Origin of the sequence: Metabacillus malikii (assembly GCF_030813355.1) — a bacterium.
Lineage (GTDB): Bacteria > Bacillota > Bacilli > Bacillales > Bacillaceae > Metabacillus > Metabacillus malikii.
Genome location: NZ_JAUSUD010000009.1, coordinates 1 through 18,962, shown reverse-complemented (window position 1 = coordinate 18,962; position 18,962 = coordinate 1). Strand labels below are relative to the sequence as shown.

General features: G+C 34.0%; 13 protein-coding genes. 11 read left to right on the top strand and 2 right to left on the bottom strand.

What is annotated here, in order from left to right:
• Positions 1–21 precede the first annotated feature (21 nt).
• The 4 genes from J2S19_RS10345 to J2S19_RS10330 all read left to right on the top strand — a co-directional run bounded on the left by J2S19_RS10345 (position 22) and on the right by J2S19_RS10330 (position 3,281).
• On the top strand, positions 22–1,053 hold the full coding sequence (locus J2S19_RS10345; protein WP_307341107.1) for an SMODS domain-containing nucleotidyltransferase: 1,032 nt from the start codon (positions 22–24) through the stop codon (positions 1,051–1,053).
• Positions 1,046–1,462, top strand: coding sequence for a type II CBASS E2 protein (locus J2S19_RS10340; RefSeq protein ID WP_307341106.1), 417 nt, complete (start codon positions 1,046–1,048; stop codon positions 1,460–1,462). Before J2S19_RS10345 ends, J2S19_RS10340 begins: the two co-directional genes overlap by 8 nt.
• A gap of 17 nt (positions 1,463–1,479) precedes the next feature.
• Positions 1,480–2,427: a CBASS cGAMP-activated phospholipase gene (locus tag J2S19_RS10335; protein WP_307341104.1), complete on the top strand. Its 948-nt coding sequence runs from the start codon at positions 1,480–1,482 to the stop codon at positions 2,425–2,427.
• 524 nt (positions 2,428–2,951) lie between these two features.
• Positions 2,952–3,281, top strand: coding sequence for a YolD-like family protein (locus J2S19_RS10330; protein WP_307341101.1), 330 nt, complete (start codon positions 2,952–2,954; stop codon positions 3,279–3,281).
• Positions 3,282–3,781: 500 nt separating this feature from the next.
• On the opposite strand, the gene mcrC is transcribed toward J2S19_RS10330, so the two are convergent.
• Both mcrC and J2S19_RS10320 read right to left on the bottom strand, forming a co-directional pair.
• Complete coding sequence (gene mcrC, locus J2S19_RS10325; RefSeq protein WP_307341099.1) at positions 3,782–4,816, bottom strand: 5-methylcytosine-specific restriction endonuclease system specificity protein McrC; 1,035 nt, start codon at positions 4,814–4,816, stop codon at positions 3,782–3,784.
• The gene (locus tag J2S19_RS10320) at positions 4,809–7,289 is read right to left on the bottom strand and encodes a DUF8426 domain-containing protein (RefSeq protein ID WP_307341097.1); all 2,481 of its coding nucleotides are present in this window, start codon (positions 7,287–7,289) and stop codon (positions 4,809–4,811) included. The genes mcrC and J2S19_RS10320 overlap by 8 nt, the downstream gene beginning before the upstream one ends.
• Positions 7,290–7,491: 202 nt before the next feature.
• Here J2S19_RS10320 and J2S19_RS10315 point away from each other — a divergent pair, with 202 nt between their 5' ends.
• The 7 genes from J2S19_RS10315 (at position 7,492) to J2S19_RS10285 (ending at position 18,635) form a co-directional block, all read left to right on the top strand.
• Positions 7,492–8,970: a type I restriction-modification system subunit M gene (locus J2S19_RS10315; RefSeq protein WP_307341095.1), complete on the top strand. Its 1,479-nt coding sequence runs from the start codon at positions 7,492–7,494 to the stop codon at positions 8,968–8,970.
• Positions 8,971–8,974: 4 nt separating this feature from the next.
• Positions 8,975–10,147 (top strand): restriction endonuclease subunit S, encoded by a 1,173-nt coding sequence (locus J2S19_RS10310; protein ID WP_307341093.1) that lies wholly within the window; start codon positions 8,975–8,977, stop codon positions 10,145–10,147.
• 17 nt (positions 10,148–10,164) lie between these two features.
• The gene (locus tag J2S19_RS10305; protein ID WP_307341091.1) at positions 10,165–13,569 is read left to right on the top strand and encodes a DEAD/DEAH box helicase family protein; all 3,405 of its coding nucleotides are present in this window, start codon (positions 10,165–10,167) and stop codon (positions 13,567–13,569) included.
• Positions 13,570–13,790: 221 nt separating this feature from the next.
• Positions 13,791–15,212, top strand: a complete 1,422-nt coding sequence (locus J2S19_RS10300) for an ABC-three component system protein (RefSeq protein WP_307341089.1) — start codon at positions 13,791–13,793, stop codon at positions 15,210–15,212.
• Positions 15,181–15,891, top strand: coding sequence for an ABC-three component system middle component 1 (locus J2S19_RS10295; protein WP_307341086.1), 711 nt, complete (start codon positions 15,181–15,183; stop codon positions 15,889–15,891). The genes J2S19_RS10300 and J2S19_RS10295 overlap by 32 nt, the downstream gene beginning before the upstream one ends.
• Positions 15,884–18,244, top strand: coding sequence for an AAA family ATPase (locus J2S19_RS10290; RefSeq protein ID WP_307341084.1), 2,361 nt, complete (start codon positions 15,884–15,886; stop codon positions 18,242–18,244). The genes J2S19_RS10295 and J2S19_RS10290 overlap by 8 nt, the downstream gene beginning before the upstream one ends.
• A 109-nt stretch (positions 18,245–18,353) precedes the next feature.
• On the top strand, positions 18,354–18,635 hold the full coding sequence (locus J2S19_RS10285; protein WP_307341082.1) for a hypothetical protein: 282 nt from the start codon (positions 18,354–18,356) through the stop codon (positions 18,633–18,635).
• Positions 18,636–18,962: the final 327 nt, after the last annotated feature.

Here is an 18,962-nt window from a genome sequence, read left to right as displayed (position 1 = left end):
TTGGAAAAGGGAGTTGTGTGTTTGAAGTTAAATGACCATTTTAAGAAGTTTGTTGGAAATATCTCATTGAACCCTACGAGAGTAGAACAGATTGATCGTGCCGTACGGAACTGGGAGAAAAAGTTTAAGGGAGATGAAGAAATAAAGGACCACTTTATTTCGTACTTTACCCAGGGCTCATACAGTACAGACACGGGAGTGCGACCAAAATCACGTGAAGAATTTGATGTAGATGTGGTCTTGGTGTTGGATATAGTAGAAAATGATGATCCAAAAGAAAACCTTCATTGGATCAAAGATCGAATAAAGAGTTATAGTGGTTTTGAAAATAGAGTAAAAGTTAAGGACCGTTGCGTGAGAATTGAATATGCAAAAGAGTTTCACGTAGACGTCGTTCCTGCTTTTCAGTATGAAAATCACATCAAGATTCCTTCGCGTAAGGAAGGAGAATGGGTAGAGACCAATCCAGAAGGCTTTACGGAATGGTGCAATAACATCAACGATGAATCGGACAAGTATTTCTCCCAAACTGTAAAAATACTAAAACATTGGCGCGATGAAAAGGTAGGAGAAGATACGGCTCCAAAGTCGATTCTTCTAACTACCTTAGTCGGCAATGCTCATATAAAAAAGCCATCCATTGCTGAAACATTAGTAGAAACACTAAAAGTGATGGTGGTTGATGTGAATTCACTAGTTAGTGAGTTGGAAAACGACGAAGATGTACCATGGGTGGATAATCCTTCGCTAGAGGATGAAAACCTTGCACGAACCTGGTCGAAATTAAAAGCTCAGCGCTTTTTAAAGAAATTGACTACTCTTCGAGACGATTGTCAGGATGCACTGGATGAAAAAGACAAAGATAAATCCATAGAAAAATGGCAAGCCATCTTTGGTAGTGCTGACTTCCCTTCATCTTTAGGAGAAACTGAAAACATGGCGAGAAACATCGCAATAGGGACGGTTATGGTTAACTCAAAGGGACATTTGAATAGGGAAGAAGGAACGACGATTAAAGAACATCGTTTCTATGGAGAAGGGGAACATGAGTAAGTTTCGTCCGAGACCCCCTTCAAACGAGCGGAATTTAAATATAGCTTTACAAAATTTTCATACCCAAATGAAATTTACAGGTTTCGAATTGAAAAAAGAAGGAAAGAAGTGGGTTTGGGTGGGGTACTTACAACCTACCCCACATTCTGAAAAATACAAAGTAAATATTGTGCTTCATCCATATAAAAACACAAAGGTATTTGTATTAGAACCTGAATTGCTTGAACGTGCTCCGCATAGGTATAGTGATCAATCGTTGTGCTTGTATCATCCAAACGATAAGAGTTTTAATGGGGAGACGTTAATAGCTGACACGATTATTCCTTGGACGTGTGAATGGTTGTTTTTCTATGAAGGTTGGTTAAAAGACGGGGTATGGTGGGGCAAAGAAGCCCCTCATGGCCCGTAAGAGTAGGAGTCGATGATTTGGACTGGACAAAGCATAAAGAAGGAAATATCCCTACGAAGCATCCTGGTGAATTAAGGATTCTCTCCATTGATGGAGGGGGAATGAAGGGGATATTGCCAGCAGTTTATTTAAAAAGAATTGAGGAGCAACTTGGAAAACCCATCTATCAGTTTTTTGACATGATTTGTGGTACAAGCACAGGTGGGATTATCGCTTTAGGACTAGCTAAAGGAATCAGAGCGGGTAACATATCAGACATTTACATAAAAAAGGGAGAAAAGATTTTCCCCAAAAATCTTTTAACAAACCCATTACTGTCGGCCAAATATTCTAATAAGCAACTCCTAGAATTATTGAAAGACGTATTAGGAGAGAAAAGGTTAGAAGATGCTCTTACGATGCTGTGTATTCCTTCGATAGAACATCATAAAGCAGAGCCAAAGGTATTTAAAACACCACACCATAAGGACTATATTTTAGACGGTTGTCGTTTTATGTGGGAGGTAGCTTTAGCCACATCTGCAGCTCCATTATTCTTTCCAGCAGCAGAAATAGGGGAAGCGGAGTGTAAGATTGATGGAGGACTTTGGGCCAATAATCCGATATTAGTTGCTATCGCAGAGGCAAAAAAGCTAGGGTTCGGATTAGAACAAGTGAAAATTCTCTCGCTTGGAACAGGAGATAGTATATACCAGGTAAGTAATGCGGTGGCAAAAAAGAGTGGTCTAAAAAGTTGGGGAACCAATTTGGTAGACTTAACTTTCCAAGTCCAATCAAAGTCAGCGACCTACACGGCAAGCTATCTTTTAGGAGAAAACTTGTGCCGAATCTCACCGACTTTTGGTAGAAAGATTTCTTTAGATTCCACTGAAAAAGAAGATATAGATTTTATGGTGATTGAAGCCAATCAATTGTATGAGAAGACCTTCATAAAAGAAGGGGTAAGGGATAAGTTTTTTTGTTGAGCACTCGTAGGAGTGCTTTTTTGAAATTTAAAAAGTTTTCTTTTTAACAAAAAGGGCGATAGTGAAAGATAGAGTTCGAGAGGTAAGGATTGTTGATAATGATGATCGGACAGTGATTGTCTCCATGCCGAAAGCAACGTTTTTCACGATTACATTTCTTTTTAATAAATCAAATATGTTGTTGTGGAAAGAACGTATGTTCTGCTAAAATTAGCATATTACTTTATGATTTGAGAGGAGAGGTAAACGTGTCTGATAGATTTCGGTTAATGTTTGTGGTGCGTTTCGCGCGGGAATTATCATATTTGACTTGTGTTGGAGTAGACTTCAATTCGGGCTCCTTATTTTCAGTCTTATTATATAGTCCAGATGAAAGGGTTAGAATTAATCACAATACCTCTCATTACCCCAAGGATCTAATAAGCTATTTAGATAGTCAGAAAGAAATGATAAATTCAGGTTTCTATGACATTAGAACTTGGGAAATGACAGTATTTGATGAAAAGCTTAAGGAGAGAAAAGACTTGTTGAGGGATAGAGGAACAAAGAAGTGGACCTCATTCATGATGCCTGAGCACCTTCGGATGCTAAAGGAGAGATATATGAACTCTGAAAAGGTTGAAAAGCCAATATTAGATGAGTATGAATGGGAAGAAGTAAGTAGGCAGATTGGCAAAAGCCTTGAAGCGCAAGTTCCTATTATTTTTAAACTCTATAAAAAGGGTAGCATTAAATATCAAGGAGGGATTGTAGACAAAATTGACCCCGTTCAGAAACGAATCGAAATAATAAATGAAGATAATTGTCTAGAAAAGGTTAGTATTACTGAAATAGTAGGGGTTGAGGCACTATAAAAGATCTCACCAGAAAGCAATTTAATTTATAAAGAATATTTATAAATTGACCATCGTAGAAAAAGGGGAAGTCTATATGGTTCGATATACTTTTGAATTCAGTGATCATGCAAAAAAACGATGTATACAACGTAATATCGATACATCCCGGTTACGACGACAACTGCTTAATATTCCTTATGACGAAGTAAAGAATAATTTAAATCGTTGGGATATACCCGGAACAAATTTATTTGTTGTTTTTCAAGATAGAAATTTTAAGAGGGTTATTGTTACTGTGAGCTTTCGTTAATTAAGGAAAGGTGATTAAACATTTATGTTGAAAGGAAACCAAAGGAAAGAATATCTAGAATAAAAATTTAGCTATAAACTGAAAACAACTTTTTTCAGTCTATAGCTTTTTTAATCAGTTATTTAGTATGGCTGTAAAAGGTCTGTATATTAAGAAAAGATCATCAAATGGTAGTAACATAATAAACTGCTGATACCATTTTTGGTTATTAGAGAAGATACTTTTCAGTCAGCATGTTCAGTTGCTTTGCAATATTGGAGAAATCCCTATTCATATCCAGTGTTTTTACAGCTATTCTATTTCCGCTCATTAAGAAATCACTGTCAGGTACAATCTCTTCCTCTGTTTTTGCATAAAGTAAAATGCCACTAACATTACTTGAATTTGAGTAATCTTTGTTCTTTACGTAAGTAAATATCTGATACATGTTATGAGAGTGTAAGCTACGGCTATTATAATAATTGTTTGTTTGCATAGTGCGTCCATAGTATTTAGTATCTATTATAAGAACTTTATCTTCATAATAGAGTGTAATATCCGATTTCATAGTAGGTAAAAATTCTATCATTCCATCATCCACATCCCAATCAATGTGTGAGGCAGAAGCGTTGAATTGTGGAAAGTGTTTCCGATAATACTCTAGAACGAACTTCTCAAATAGTCGATGCATCTTCTGGTCGTCTATAAACTTTGCCAACTTATGAGAGCCTTCTTGCTCAGTAAGTAGCAAACCCTCAATAACTAAGTAGCATATGTTAATCAGCATTTTATAGGTAGCATTGTGACGATGATACTTAATGCTGGACCACTGAACTCTGCGATAGTCAATTTCTTCTACATTAGAAAAATATAGCAGTACTTTCTTCAACGCTTTCTTATGCTGAAATGACACTTCTGGAGTCCTAATTAATAAAAGAGCAGTCGTTTTAAGTATCTGATTCATATAGGAGTTTTCCGTATATTCATCGAATGTACATACCAATTGCTTTTTTAACAGAGTTTGTTGTTTTACTGAGAGTGATATATTGATTTTACCAATTGGAGACCTGAGGGACTCTGTTTGGTCAACATAATCCCTGCCTAATCCTCTTTTAATTTGATTGCCGATTCCCTTAGCTAGAATTGCAGCAAATAAATCAGAAGCATATTCGAATTCTTCTGTTGCTAACTTTGCGTAGTTATCTTTTCTTAAAACTTGAAAAGCATAAGCTAGCATATGGTAAATGTTCTTAATTCTAATCATTTAAGGCACCACGAAGTTTATTTGTCCAATGTTCAATCTTGGATGGTTCGTCAAACCAGTATTCATCTAATAGAGGCAACAATTCATACTCGACAACTGAAGATAACCATTCATCTGTTATTTCTTCATCTGCACATAAATAGCTGTGGCCAATACGGAATCCATCCCCTAATGATTCATCCTTGCTAATAGCTTCATTTAATGCTTCTACTTGATTAACAAGTGCATAGAACTTCAGATTGTTTGCCTCACTCATTATTGCTTGGAAACCATCAGAATCAAAAGCAGGTTCTAATTTGTAAAATGCAAATCTTCTTCTAAGTGCATAATCGATCATAGCAAGGCTGCGATCTGCAGTATTCATCATGCCAATAATATATACATTCTTAGGAACTGAAAATAATTCATTCGAATAGAGTAGGCGTAGTTTTTGACCACGCTTGTCTTTTTCAATGAGCATCAGTAGTTCACCGAAAATTTTACTCAAATTACCTCGATTAATCTCATCGATGATAAAAAAGTAATCACGATCATCTTCTTCCGCCTTTTTACAAAACTCATAAAAAGGTCCTTCTGAAAGTTCGAATCCATTTTTAGTAGGACGATAACCCATGATAAAATCTTCATAACTATAACTTTGATGAAATTGAACCATCATGATACGGCTAACGTCTTTTTCACCCATAATTGAATAGGCAAGTCTCTTGGCTGAAAAAGTTTTTCCGACACCAGGTGCTCCCTGTAAAATAATATTTTTCTTAGATTTAAGTAGGCTCACTAGTGTGTTATATCTTTCGTCATCCATGAAAACTTCACTTAGAAAGTCAGTTTCTGAATATGGATCATAATCAACTTCTACTTCCTCTTCCAGTTCTTCATTTTCATCCATGAAGATTTCTTCAAGTTTTCGGATGTAATCTGTATAAGAAGTAATTTCAGTAAGTGTTTTATTAACCGCTTGTCCAGGATGTTCCCATTCGCCATAATTTTTCCATTTCACTTTATGGATATGTTTATATTCATCGCGGTCTTTATCATATATGTATTCTGAGTCGACAATTCCACGGCCAATTAATTTAGAGGTACCTTTTTTTACATAAATTATATCTCCTGGTAATAGTTCATTGGCAAATTGCCATGTTGCATGAGCATCATTTCTATAAGTATATTCTACTCCATATAATTCTTTCATTTTAGTTCTCATTGCTTCCTTTGAAGGGAATTGCTTTAAATCTCCCATTTCATCCCAGCCAATTCCCATAATTCCTTGAGAGTAAAATTCATCCCATTTGGCAGCTTTATGTCCAGGGGCATAAATCCAGTACTTTTTTTCGTTTTTGTTTACCACGTCTGATTGAGGTGTCGAATCTTCCTCACGACGTTTCTTTAATATATCTACCCATTTAATGAATATTTGGCTGGCAATTTCATCATCGATGTGTGCTGTTCTTCCTTTTTCGGTAAGAGACCATGTGCCACGAACAGAATTGTCTATGTACCCGTCGTAAACCAAATAATTTCTTGCAAACGCTACTTCATTCTCAAATTTATTAACGCCACTTTTTCCTCGGGTTTCATTGATGATTTCATCTGATAGATTTAAGTCAGAAATGATTTGTTTCCGAACCTCTTCTGGTGATCCAGAACCACCAATCTTTTTTAATGCATTAATAAGTGGTGCAAACCACTTAAGAAAACTAGCAGTGGATTTAGTTTGTTTTACTTCCTTAGGAGTTGGTGCTTTCCATGCTGCGAAAGATAATTCGGGAAAACTACCATATGGGAAATTTTCCGAATTAAAATGATCATGAATGTACTTAATCAGTTTTAAGTAATCTTGGGCGCTAGGAAGTTGCTTTAAACTTGAAATTTTAGAAACGCCTTCTGAAATTGGACTATTTAATAGGTATGATCTATTTCTTTCATCTAGGTTTATGTAGAAAAAGGGACGAATCCAATATAGTCCCATCGTCAGATTCCACTTGATACCTAGTTGCTTACTCACCTTGTCATAACTATCGATAAATCCTGATACCAGATCCTCCGATGGATGGTCTGCATATTCTATCGCTTTTTCAAACATGTTCCAAAGGTTTGGAATATCATCTAAATTTCTATCTTCTTTATATGCAAAAAACCAAGCCTTCATATTGTTTAAAACAGGAATACCATCAAATTGAGTTGGTACCTCAGCTTTAATACCAATTTTATTACTTATTGCTTTTGCTATAGCAATCCGATTTTCATTTGTAATTCGTTTATTAAAACTTCCAATAACAGTGAAGGGGCATATATCATCAATAGGTTCGTTATTTTCTGTGAACGGGAAGCGCATATTCAAACCACTATATACCTCTTCTAGTAAGCTTAAAAGCTCCTTTCGTCGATCTTTATAACTTAAAAGCTTATCTGCAAATTCCATGTAAAAAGAAGTCCAAGTAAATGCATTTGTAGAGGAGCTGTTTTCTTCCATTTCTTACACCTCAAATCTCTAAATTTTCATGATAATGACATTTTATCTATAACTAATTAGTATTATAGACTTTTATGAAAATAATAAAAACTAATCAGAGACAATACAATTCCATGATATGCATGGGAGTTTTCTTGATAAATATGGTATCATAATAGTAAATAAGTTCTAAATAATAACAGAAAGCATTAGGTGAACCAAGATGATTACGGGAGAAATAAAACATAAAATTGATAAAATATGGACGGATATTTGGGCTGGGGGAATTACACAACCTCTAACAGTTATTGAACAATTGACTTATTTGATGTTCATCCGTTCTTTAGATGAAAAAGAAACAGAAAATGAAAGCCTAGAGGCACTGGGTGTAGAAGTAAAAAACAAAATTTTCCCACAGACCAATGAAGGTCAAGCAATGCGGTGGTCAAAATTCAAGGATAAGGATGCAAGAGAAATTTATGAAATAATTGGTCAAAGGGTGTTCCCTTTTATTAAATCGATAAATAGCAATAAAACATCTGCATTTTCAAGATATATGGAAGACGCGATGTTCCTAATTCCTACACCACAAGTTTTACAGAAAATCATAACAGGATTAGATGAATTATACGAACATGACATTAAAGATCTCGATATGCAGGGGGATTTATACGAGTATATGCTCGGCAAACTGTCTGTTGCGGGTCAAAATGGGCAATTCAGAACACCGAAGCACATACGAGATATGATGGTTAAGTTACTCCAACCTACACCGGATGACAAAGTTTGTGACCCGGCATGTGGAACAGCTGGTTTTCTAGTTTCTGCTGCTGAATATGTAAGAAATAAATACGAAAGTGAAATGACAACAGAACAGTGGGAGAAGTTTGAAGGTGAGGCCTTTAGTGGATTTGATACGGACCGTACGATGCTTCGTTTATCTGCAATGAACTTAATGCTACATTCTATTTCAAACCCACAAATCAATTATGCTGATAGTGTATCTAAGGAAAACGATGTAACAGATACATATGATGTGATTTTAGCAAATCCACCCTTTACAGGGACAATAGATGCTGAAAGTATTCACGACAACTTAAAAGCAATCACCAATACAAAAAAGACAGAGTTACTCTTTATTGCCTTGTTTATTCGAATGCTGAATTTGGGAGGAAGATGTGCATGCATTGTTCCAGATGGAGTACTATTCGGTACAACAAAGGCTCATAAATCACTTAGAGAGGAATTGGTGGAAAACCAAAACCTACAGGCAGTTATTTCTATGCCAAGTGGAGTATTCAAACCATATGCAGGTGTTTCAACAGCTATTCTTATTTTTACAAAGACTAATGCAGGTGGAACAAATAAAGTATGGTTTTATGATATGAAATTTGATGGCTATTCACTAGATGATAAGCGGAATAAATTAGGGACTGAGGGTGATATCCCTGATATTATTAACAGGTTTCATAATCTCGAAAACGAAACAGATAGGAAGAAAACAGAGCAAAGCTTCCTAGTTGATAAAGAAGAGATTGAGAACAATGGATATGATTTATCGATAAATCGATACAAAGAAATCGAATATGAAAAAGTAGAATATGAAAAGCCAGAAGTAATAATGGCCCGTCTCGATGAATTATCCTTAAAATTAGGCAATAAGATGGAAGAATTGAGAGGGCTATTAAAAAATGAGTTTTAGAAGGATGCAAAGACTAGAATATGTATGTAAATTAATTACTGATGGAAGTCATAATCCACCTGCAGGTATCGAATACAGTGACTTTTTGATGTTGAGTTCTAAGAATATTTACAATGGGAAGATTACGTTCGATGAGCCTAGATATTTGCAAGAAGCTGACTTTTTTAAAGAAAATAAACGAACTAATGTAGAGGGTGGAGATGTTCTATTAACGATCGTTGGTACTGTCGGAAGAACTGCTGTTGTATCTGATACAATGAGGAAATTTGTTTTACAAAGAAGTGTGGCTGTATTAAAACCTATTCATGAAATTGTAAATTCAAAGTACTTAATGTACTCTCTTATAAATATAACGCCAAAGTTACAACAACAGTCAAGGGGAGTTGCACAGAAAGGTATTTATTTAAAACAGCTTAAAGATATTGAAATTCCTTTACCAACGCTGGATGTTCAAAACAATATTGCTGAAATCTTAGATGAAACCCAAGAAATCATCGATGTTCATAAAACACAGCTTAAAGAACTAGATTACTTAATCGAAGCAACTTTTCATGAAATGTTTGGTGACCCTGTTACTAATGAAAAAGGATGGGAGATAAAACTTTGCAAAGAAGCTGCAACTAAAATTGGTTCAGGTGCTACCCCTAAAGGTGGAAATCAAAGTTATAAAGAGTTTGGAATTAGTTTAATTAGGAGTCTAAATGTTTATAATGGATTCTTCAAATATGAGGATTTAGCTCATATAGACGAAGAACAAGCAGATAAGCTGAAAAATGTAATCGTAGAAAAAAACGATGTTTTGTTAAATATTACGGGTGCTTCAGTAGCAAGAAGTTGTATTGTCCCAAATGATATTCTACCAGCTAGAGTTAATCAACATGTTGCTATAATAAGACCAATCAAAGATTATATAAACTCTTTATTTTTAAATTGCTTATTTACCAATAAGAGCTATCAACAAAAGTTGTGGAAGGTAGCAACAGGAAGTGGTGCAACGAGAGAAGCAATTACAAAGCAACAAATCGAATCTTTGGAAATTATTCTCCCACCACTAGAGTTACAAAACAAATTTGCCGATATAGTATCAAAGATTGAGGAACAAAAAACAATCGTAAAACAGTCCATCACAGAAAGCCAAAATCTTTTCAATAGTCTTATGAGTAAATATTTCGATTAGCGAAAGCAGGTGATTATGTGGCAACCAATTTTCAATTTTTAAAAGATTATTCTGAATATAAGCTATTTTCCAAAGCTTGCTTGGATGCCGAAAATGTATTAATAACTTCTCCTGCTATGTCTGCAGTTGGAAGTAGAAAGGCATTCGAGTTAGCAGTTAAATGGGTTTATTCTGCAGATACTACCATGAAGATGCCATATAAAGACAACCTGCAGGCTCTAGTGCACGAGGAATCATTTCGTTATGCCGTTGATCCGACTACCTGGGGGAAACTTCAGTATATTGTTAAGGTTGGAAACATGGCTGTACATACGGAAAAATCAATTTCTCAAAATGATGCAATTCTATCACTTTCAATTTTATTTGAATTTATCCAATGGATTGATTATTGCTATGGAACTGATTATGAAGATAGAAAGTTTGATGAGAAGCTTATACCTAAAGCAGATGACAATGCGGAATTAGCTAAGAATATTGAGAATCAATTGTCTAATGAACTTAAGAGCTTTAAAAAGAAAACGGATAAGCTTATTAATGAAAAGGATAAGGAAATTGCCAGACTTGTGGCAGAGCTTGAGAAAAAGAGCAAGGAATATACTGCAAATAAGGATGAGCATAAAGCAGAAAGGAGATTCACGAGTAAAGATATCTCTGAATTTACAACAAGAAAAAGGTATATCGATGTAGACCTAAAAACACTTGGTTGGAGCTTCTCTCAATCTGCCAAAAAAGATTGTGTAGAAGTAGAAATGGAAGTTTGTGGTATGCCTAAGGAATTAGGTTCTGGCCAAGGCTTTGTTGATTATGTACTTTGGGGGAAAGATGGAACACCTATTGCTATCATTGAGGCAAAAAGAACAATCAAGGATCCAAAAAAGGGTACTCATCAAGCATGGTTATACGCTAACTGCATTGAACAAATGACGGGACATCGGCCTATCATCTTTAATACGAACGGGTATGATTACTTTATATGGGACGATAAGACCAGTCCACAAAGGGCGGTTAGTAGTGTATTTTCAAGAGATGATTTACATAAAATTTATAACCGGCGGTTTTCGAGAAAGAATCTTAGTGAAATTAAAATAGATGATAAGATTACAGACCGATATTATCAAAAAGAAGCGATAAGAGCAGTTGCTGATAATATTGAAAAAGGACATATGCGGTCTCTTTTAGTTATGGCGACTGGGACGGGGAAGACAAGAACTGCTGCTAGTTTAACAGATGTCCTTTCAAGAGGCGGTTATATTACGAATATATTGTTTTTAGCTGATAGAACGGCATTAGTAACTCAAGCTAAGAGTGATTTTAAAATTTATCTCCCGGATATGTCCTTATGTAATCTTATATCGAATAAAGATGATAAAAATGCACGGGTAGTATTCTCTACCTATCCAACGATGCTAAATTCTATAGATAGTGCTAGAAATCCTGATGGTAGTCGCTTATTTACCCCTGCACATTTTGACCTTATCATCGTTGATGAGAGTCATAGAAGTATTTTCAAGAAATATAAGGCTATATTTGATTATTTTGATGCATATGTAGTTGGTTTAACGGCAACACCAAGGGAAGACGTCCATAGTAGTACTTATGACTTTTTTCAAGTCCAAAAGAATGTGCCAACTTTTGCCTATGATTATGACACGGCAGTGTATAAGGACCATGTATTGGTCCCGTTCCATAATATTGAGGTTACTACAAAGTTTTTATCTGAAGGAATTACCTATCAGGATCTTTCAAAGGAAGAAAGAGAAAGATATGAAGAAGACTTTACGGATGAAAACGGTGAGATGCCAGATGAAATTCCTGCTCCTGAAATCAATAAATTTATATTTAACCAGAATACGGTTGATCATGTAATCAATGATCTTATGACGAATGGCTTTAAAGATGCGAGTGGCACTCGATTAGGGAAAACAATCATTTTTGCTACTAATAAGAGACACGCCCAGTTTATTGTGGACCGTTTTAATGAGCTATACCCAGAATACAAAGGCGGATTTTGCAAGCGTATTGTAAGCTCGGATGACTATGCCCAGGATTTAATTTTACAGTTTAAAAACCCAGTCAAAGAACCACATATAGCAGTTTCAGTTGATATGCTTGATACTGGAATTGATGTTAGAGAGATCGTAAACCTAGTTTTCTTTAAACGTGTTCGTTCGAAAATTAAATTTTGGCAAATGATTGGTAGGGGAACGAGAATTCGACCTGACCTTTTTGGAAAGGGAAAGGATAAGGAATATTTTTATATATTTGATTATCTAGGGAATTTTGAGTTCTTTAGAGAGAAAAAGAATGGGATTGACGCAGGAGCTAGTGTGTCAACACAAGCTGGGATTTTTGCTAAGAAAATAAAGCTCATATTCCATATGCAGGACTCAGCTTTTGTGGAGGAAGATTTTCAAAAGCTAAGGAATTCAATGATAAAAGAAGTTTTTCAGCAAATTGCTATGCTTTCTGTTGATAGAATTGATGTAAAAATGAAAAGAAAATATGTCGATAAATTTAATTCAAAAGAAGCTTTTATCTGTCTTACTGAACAAGATAAATCTGATCTAATCGGAAATATCGCTGACCTAGTTTCATTGAATGACAATGATGAAAAGGCAGTTGAATTTGATAACTTAATCTATGGGTTGATGTTGTCTCAAATAGAGGGAACGAAGATGTTAACAAGATTCAAAAATGCTACAATTGCAAAAGCCTCCATCCTTTTAAAGAAAGCAACGATTCCAGCGGTTAAAGAGAAGATTCCTATCTTAAAAGAAGTTACAGAAGATGAGTTTTGGGATGGAGCAGATATCCTAAATTTCGAAAGAATTAGGCAAGAGCTTCGTGATTTGATGAAATTTGCAGTAGAAGATGCGCCTAAGTTTGTTTATACAAATCTTGATGATGTTGAATTAGAGCGAACAATAGGAAAAGAATTTGAATTATCCTATGATTTTGAGGACTATAAGCTAAAGGTTAATAAGTATATAGAAGAAAACAAGAACAATATAGCTATTCATAAATTACGAAATAATATCCCTCTCAATGAGTCTGATTATAAGACGCTAGAAAAAATCTTTACCGGAGAACTTGGGACGAAAGAAGACTATGAACAAAATTTTAAAGACACCCCGTTTGGTCTACTTGTCCGGAGAATTGCAAAGATGGAAAGAGAAGCAGCATTAAAAGCTTTCTCCGCATTCATAAACGAGGAGAATCTTAATGCTAATCAAATTGCTTTCGTAAACAAAGTCATTGATTATATAGAGCATAACGGTTATTTTGAAAATGCTGCTGAACTTACCAAACCACCATTCGATAAACCTCAGAGCTTTATCAAATTATTTGATGCAGGCAAACAGAAGAAACTTGTTCATATAATCAATCAGGTTAAAGAGAATGCAACTAAAACGATAAGTTAATTTAATTATGTAGTCCTAGATTCAGTTTTTTAAGGATCTAGGACTTTTTTATATTTTGTATTGTTATAAGTGTTTAGTAATTGCTGATTACCATTATCAATAAAATTCGTTAAATAAACATGAAATATAAAATTATTTTGACTTTTCTGGGATATTTTGTCGTATTTTGATATCATCAATATAGTAGTCATAAGATAACATTTAATATTGGGGGTGAAAAAATGGATACTAAAGTAGAAGAATTAACTATAGAAGAGTCTGATACTCACAGTGCAGCATCTACATGGAGTGGTTTTGATTATCAAGGACAGGTTTCTATTTATTGGGTGATGAAACAATTGAATCAGATGGATTTATCTAGAGTTCAATTAGAAGAATATGAATTGCAGATAGAATCAATAGAGGATTTTAGTGTTAATTATAAAGGATTTCCTTTGACAATCCATCAAGTTAAAGCGTACCAAGATAAAACAACATTTGGAAAATATAAAAGAGCAATACATGATTTATTGGGGAAGTGTGCTAAATATCCAGCGATTACTCAATGTTTTCTACACACATGTCATCAATTTAAAATTCCAGAAGGAGAAAAGTTTAAATCGGAACTTGAAGGTATAGAATCCGAAAAGAATAAGCAGACACTTTTAGAGTATAGTAATTTACTGTTTAATGAAGGAAAGTTTGACGAAACAATTAGAAAATTAGTATTGAACCAAGAAGAAGACAATGAATTTAGGTGTGTCATTGGTAGGTTAGAAATTGAAGATGAAATAAAAAGAGAAATTAAAAGGTTTTTAGAAAAGAATAAGGAATTATGCAAATACGAGCTGGTTGAATGGAATGAAAATATTAACTTTCTTTATTTAAATTTTATTAATGAAATCAATCAGTCTGTAGCTAAAGGTCATGCAAATAAGGAAAAAGATATTAGAATCTCCTATTCAATATTTGTAGATATTCTTACCAATGAGTATGTGTTTGGTTTTACAGAAAAAACCGCTGCGAGTATGCTCAAGAACATCCTATCTACCTACTTCATAGAATTTTGTGAAAAATTTGACCTAGATCCTGAGAAATGTTCAGCATGGAAGGAAAATTGGGAATGGATATGTAGACTAAGCGACCATGACTTTTTGTTATTATGCAAAAAGTTAACACCCACTGTCAATGTGGACACAAGGAAACTAGAACCTATTAATTTAAGAGAACTAATTGTAAAGGCAGGAGTTCATAAAACCCTTTTCCCAATGGTAATGAATGCGGGACATTTCGCACTTAAAATCGAGGGTGTAAAAGAAATGTTTGTATTGAATGCGGAAGGGGTCCATCACTTGATTACCACTATAGCAGAAACCTGGGGGAAGAATGAGGCTGAAAATCAAGGGAAGAAGATATTTAAGGCATTAAAAAACGATAATCAATTGGCTTATTTGCTATTTGATGTACATAAAGTTATTACAAATGAACTAGAGGGTCCCTTTGAAGGTAAAATTGTTGATACAGGAAATGATTATGTAAATGTTATTCCTGGATTTAAAGAAAAAGACACTATAACAAAACATAAAAAAATGCAATTTGTGAATGTAGAATCTGCAATGGAGTTGTTTAAGCGTGAGAGAATTAATGAAAAGAATCTTACTTGAGAATGGGTTTAGTATTGATGAGAATTGTTTAACGGATACCAGGGCTTTCCAAGCTGATCGTATGGATGGAAACGGATTCGATTTCCTCACAGTTTTTTTTATTAGCCAAGAAGAAATTTCAATAGATTTATTAACAGAAATTATAGAACAATTCCATTCAGATTTGTCTGTGGAAAGAGGCGCAATTGTAGGGATGGACAAAAATCTTTCCTTACTTATTATGTTAAAAGTTGATTCTTTAGAATATACTTCCGCTATTCAATCTTTAATTTTTGATATTGAAGAGGATCCATATACTTTTAAGAAATATATACTTACATACACGAGTGAACAGGAAGCAATGCTCACTTCTTTATTCAAAGAATCACACCAAGATGTGACATCATTTTTAAATAATATTCTTTATGATACAGAGAAATTTTCAGTTTTTAAACATCGAGAAATAAATGAAGACTCCTTGGTGTACGATCTTATTTCAAAACTGTTTATTAAGCTTCCGTATCTTAGCATAAAAAACCAACATAAAGAAATGGATTTGATATTGAATGATATCATTGGGGCAATTGACGATAGTGATAGAAGTATCTGGGAGGCACTGATGGGGTTGAGAGAAACTAATGATAGTGATCCCTCTATTCAGGAAGTATTGAAGTTAGTGGGGGTTACTGATGATGAATAATTATATAATCACCAGAATATCTTTAAAAAACTTCAAATCAATTGATGAAGCAACAATTGAACTTGAAGGAGTTAATTTGAATGTCCTTGATGGTCCAAATGGTTTTGGGAAGACAACCATCTTTGATGCCATTCAATTGTTGATAACTGGTTCTGTTAGGCGAATAGAATCCAACAAGATTGTTGCGGGGAATAAGGGGTTTCAAGATCATTTGTTTAGTAAGGATCAAAGTCTCCCAACTATAATAACAATTGAATTTACTGATAAACATTCCTCAGAAAATAAATTAGTTTTACAAAGGGTACTTACGCCTCCTTCCAATTTACTAGCTAGTCAAAAAAAACCCCAGGATTTTTCTCGATATAAGCTATATAAATTAACTAGTTTTGAGGATGAGGAAAATAAAGAGGCTATAACCGATAATCAGCTCAATGAATTGTTTGGCATGAAGGACTTAAATGTTAGGTTTAATTTGTATCATTATATTGAACAAGAAGAAAGCGCACATCTATTTAAAAAGACCGACAAGGATAGAATGGACATAATTTCGAAACTATTTAATATTGAAGAAGAAACTAATCAAAAACTATTCCTTGAAAGAACAAGAAATAAATTAATCCAATATAAAAGCCAGTCTGTAAAGGATTTGAGTAATCTAGAGGATGTACTTGGTAAAGATAGTAAATCGGAAATTGAAGAGTTTCCTTATAAACCTCTTATAAGCGAAGAGAAAATTTTAAATGTTCCTTGGGATAAAGAAAACATTCGACCGCTAGACCAAGAACTAAAACAGGAATACATTAAAGAACTTGATTTACTAAAAAATCTTCTCTTAAACAAAGAAGATTTTCAAAAAGGTTTAAGTAATGAAAAGCTAGATAATGTAATAAAAGCAGAAAACAAGTTAAAGGGAATCATTATTCTTGGCCACTTTTATACAAATCTTGAAAAACTGGAAAAACAGTATAATAATCAGGAAAATTTTAATGTTATACTAACAACATTAAAGAATAGGGAAATTCTACAAAGAAAAGTGGATTGGAATTTTATTTTTGAAAACATAGACATACCTTTCGAAAAAGAAATTGTAGAGCAAAGACTTGAACTGATTAAATCGTATAAGGCTAATTCTAATAACATGTCCTCGATCGTTAGCCAGATGATACAAACGCGTAGTAAATTAGAAAAGGATTTTAATACATACATCGAAGTTAAGCCTGAATTTGATAAAGAATGTCCTCTGTGTGGACATTCCAAAGAAAGTTTAGCAGTCCTCATTTCTCAGATTAATGAAAAAACGGATAATTTAAGAGCTTCCTTAGACGTAAGTGCTAAGACCTTTCATAATGAGTTAGAAACTCTTTATAGTAATCATATTAGTATTATAATAGAACGAATTGAAAAATGGTTGCTAGAAAGTAAATTGGAAAAGGATTTTATTTTCCAATTGATTGAGTACAAAAATACTATCCCTGATATGGAAAAAGCAAAAAATTGGTTTAGAGAATTACAGATTAACATCGACATTTATATCAACCATGAAATGAATATTGTTACAGATTTAGAAGAAAGAGTTCAAGCCTTGCAACAGGAAATAATAAATAAAAAATTAATGGTAAATGAATTTTGTAGGGAGAACATGGAGCATCTAAAGAGGGTTTTTAATGAACGACTAAATAATGAGCATGAGTTGCTGGAACAGATTAACCTTGAATCAATAGAAGAGAAAAAGGAATATCTAGAGTATCAGTATTTTCTCCAAGCAAGCTTAAATTTTAGACGTGCAAAAGCCATAAGGGAAAAACTCAGAAAAATCGATGAAGTACTTTCTTCTATTAACAGACTTATTGATAATTATAATGATAAAATAAACAAGCATCGAGCTAAGATGATTAGTGATATTGAAATACCATTTTATATTTATAGCGGTAAAATCATACAAAATCATCAAAGAGGAATTGGTGTTTTTATTAAGGAAGAAAAAGAGACAGAAGCAACAGGGGAATTAAAATTAAAAACATTAAATTTTGTACCACCGGTTGAAACAGACCATGACATTGTCCATTCATTCAGTTCCGGGCAGCTTTCGTCAACAGTAATAGCCCTTACGCTGGCTCTGAACAAGGTATATGGGAATTCTGGAATTAAGACACTTTTGATTGACGACTCTGTACAAACAATGGATGAAATGAACATGGTTTCTTTTGTCGAACTGCTACGGAATGATTTTAAGGATAGGCAATTAATTATTTCCACACACGAAGATGATATATCTCTCTACCTTCGTTATAAATTCCTAAAGTATGAATTAATTGTTGGGAATATTAATGTAAAACAAGCATTATATTCATAATTTTTAAAAAGGGATCTACTAAAATCTGTTAGTAGGTTCTTTTTTTATGTATTTTTCTTTTGCTATCTAAATATATATTGAATCAATAAGCGAAATCTGGGGGATGCCAATGATTAAAGAAAAAGTATTTATAGACCGGTTGGTAGGTGCAATCAACACATGTATTCGTCTAATTAATGAATCGGATAAATCGGATGTTGTGGGGAAGGGTATTATTGATAATGAATGGCAGTCATATATTAATAAAAATGACGATTCGTTCGTTGCAATCTTAACTATTTTAAATAAAAAACAAGCAGTTGAATTTAAAGTACATGAGTGGCTGAGAGTTGACGTGAATATTCATGCTAATGATAAATTAAATGCTCTTATAAAGAGTTATACTAGATAATAAAAAATTACTAAAGATTGTACTCCTTATTATTTTGATTTTCTCCAAAAATATGCCATAATTAATAATGGTATTAACATTAACAAACTTTATACATAAAATATTTTTACACATATTTTACACAAGCTCATCCTAAAACCATGTATTCTCAAGAGTTTCTACCTATATATACACGTCCTCCTGGGACGCCATACAATACATACTCAAACCTATCATAAATTTTATGGTAGGTTTTTTGTTCGCCCAGCATGGGCGAACTCTAACGGGTGAAAGTCCCGAGTACAACCTGGTAGCGGTAAGTACATAGCTGAAAGCAAGGGTGTTCAT

Excerpts from the sequence above, each read along its gene's own strand:
- J2S19_RS10315 (WP_307341095.1), top strand. The coding sequence starts at position 7,492 with ATGATTACGGGAGAAATAAAACATAAAATTGATAAAATATGGACGGAT.
- J2S19_RS10320 (WP_307341097.1), bottom strand. The coding sequence starts at position 7,289 with ATGGAAGAAAACAGCTCCTCTACAAATGCATTTACTTGGACTTCTTTT.
- J2S19_RS10300 (WP_307341089.1), top strand. The coding sequence starts at position 13,791 with ATGGATACTAAAGTAGAAGAATTAACTATAGAAGAGTCTGATACTCAC.
- J2S19_RS10290 (WP_307341084.1), top strand. The coding sequence starts at position 15,884 with ATGAATAATTATATAATCACCAGAATATCTTTAAAAAACTTCAAATCA.
- J2S19_RS10340 (WP_307341106.1), top strand. The coding sequence starts at position 1,046 with ATGAGTAAGTTTCGTCCGAGACCCCCTTCAAACGAGCGGAATTTAAAT.
- mcrC (WP_307341099.1), bottom strand. The coding sequence starts at position 4,816 with ATGATTAGAATTAAGAACATTTACCATATGCTAGCTTATGCTTTTCAA.
- J2S19_RS10310 (WP_307341093.1), top strand. The coding sequence starts at position 8,975 with ATGCAAAGACTAGAATATGTATGTAAATTAATTACTGATGGAAGTCAT.
- J2S19_RS10285 (WP_307341082.1), top strand. The coding sequence starts at position 18,354 with ATGATTAAAGAAAAAGTATTTATAGACCGGTTGGTAGGTGCAATCAAC.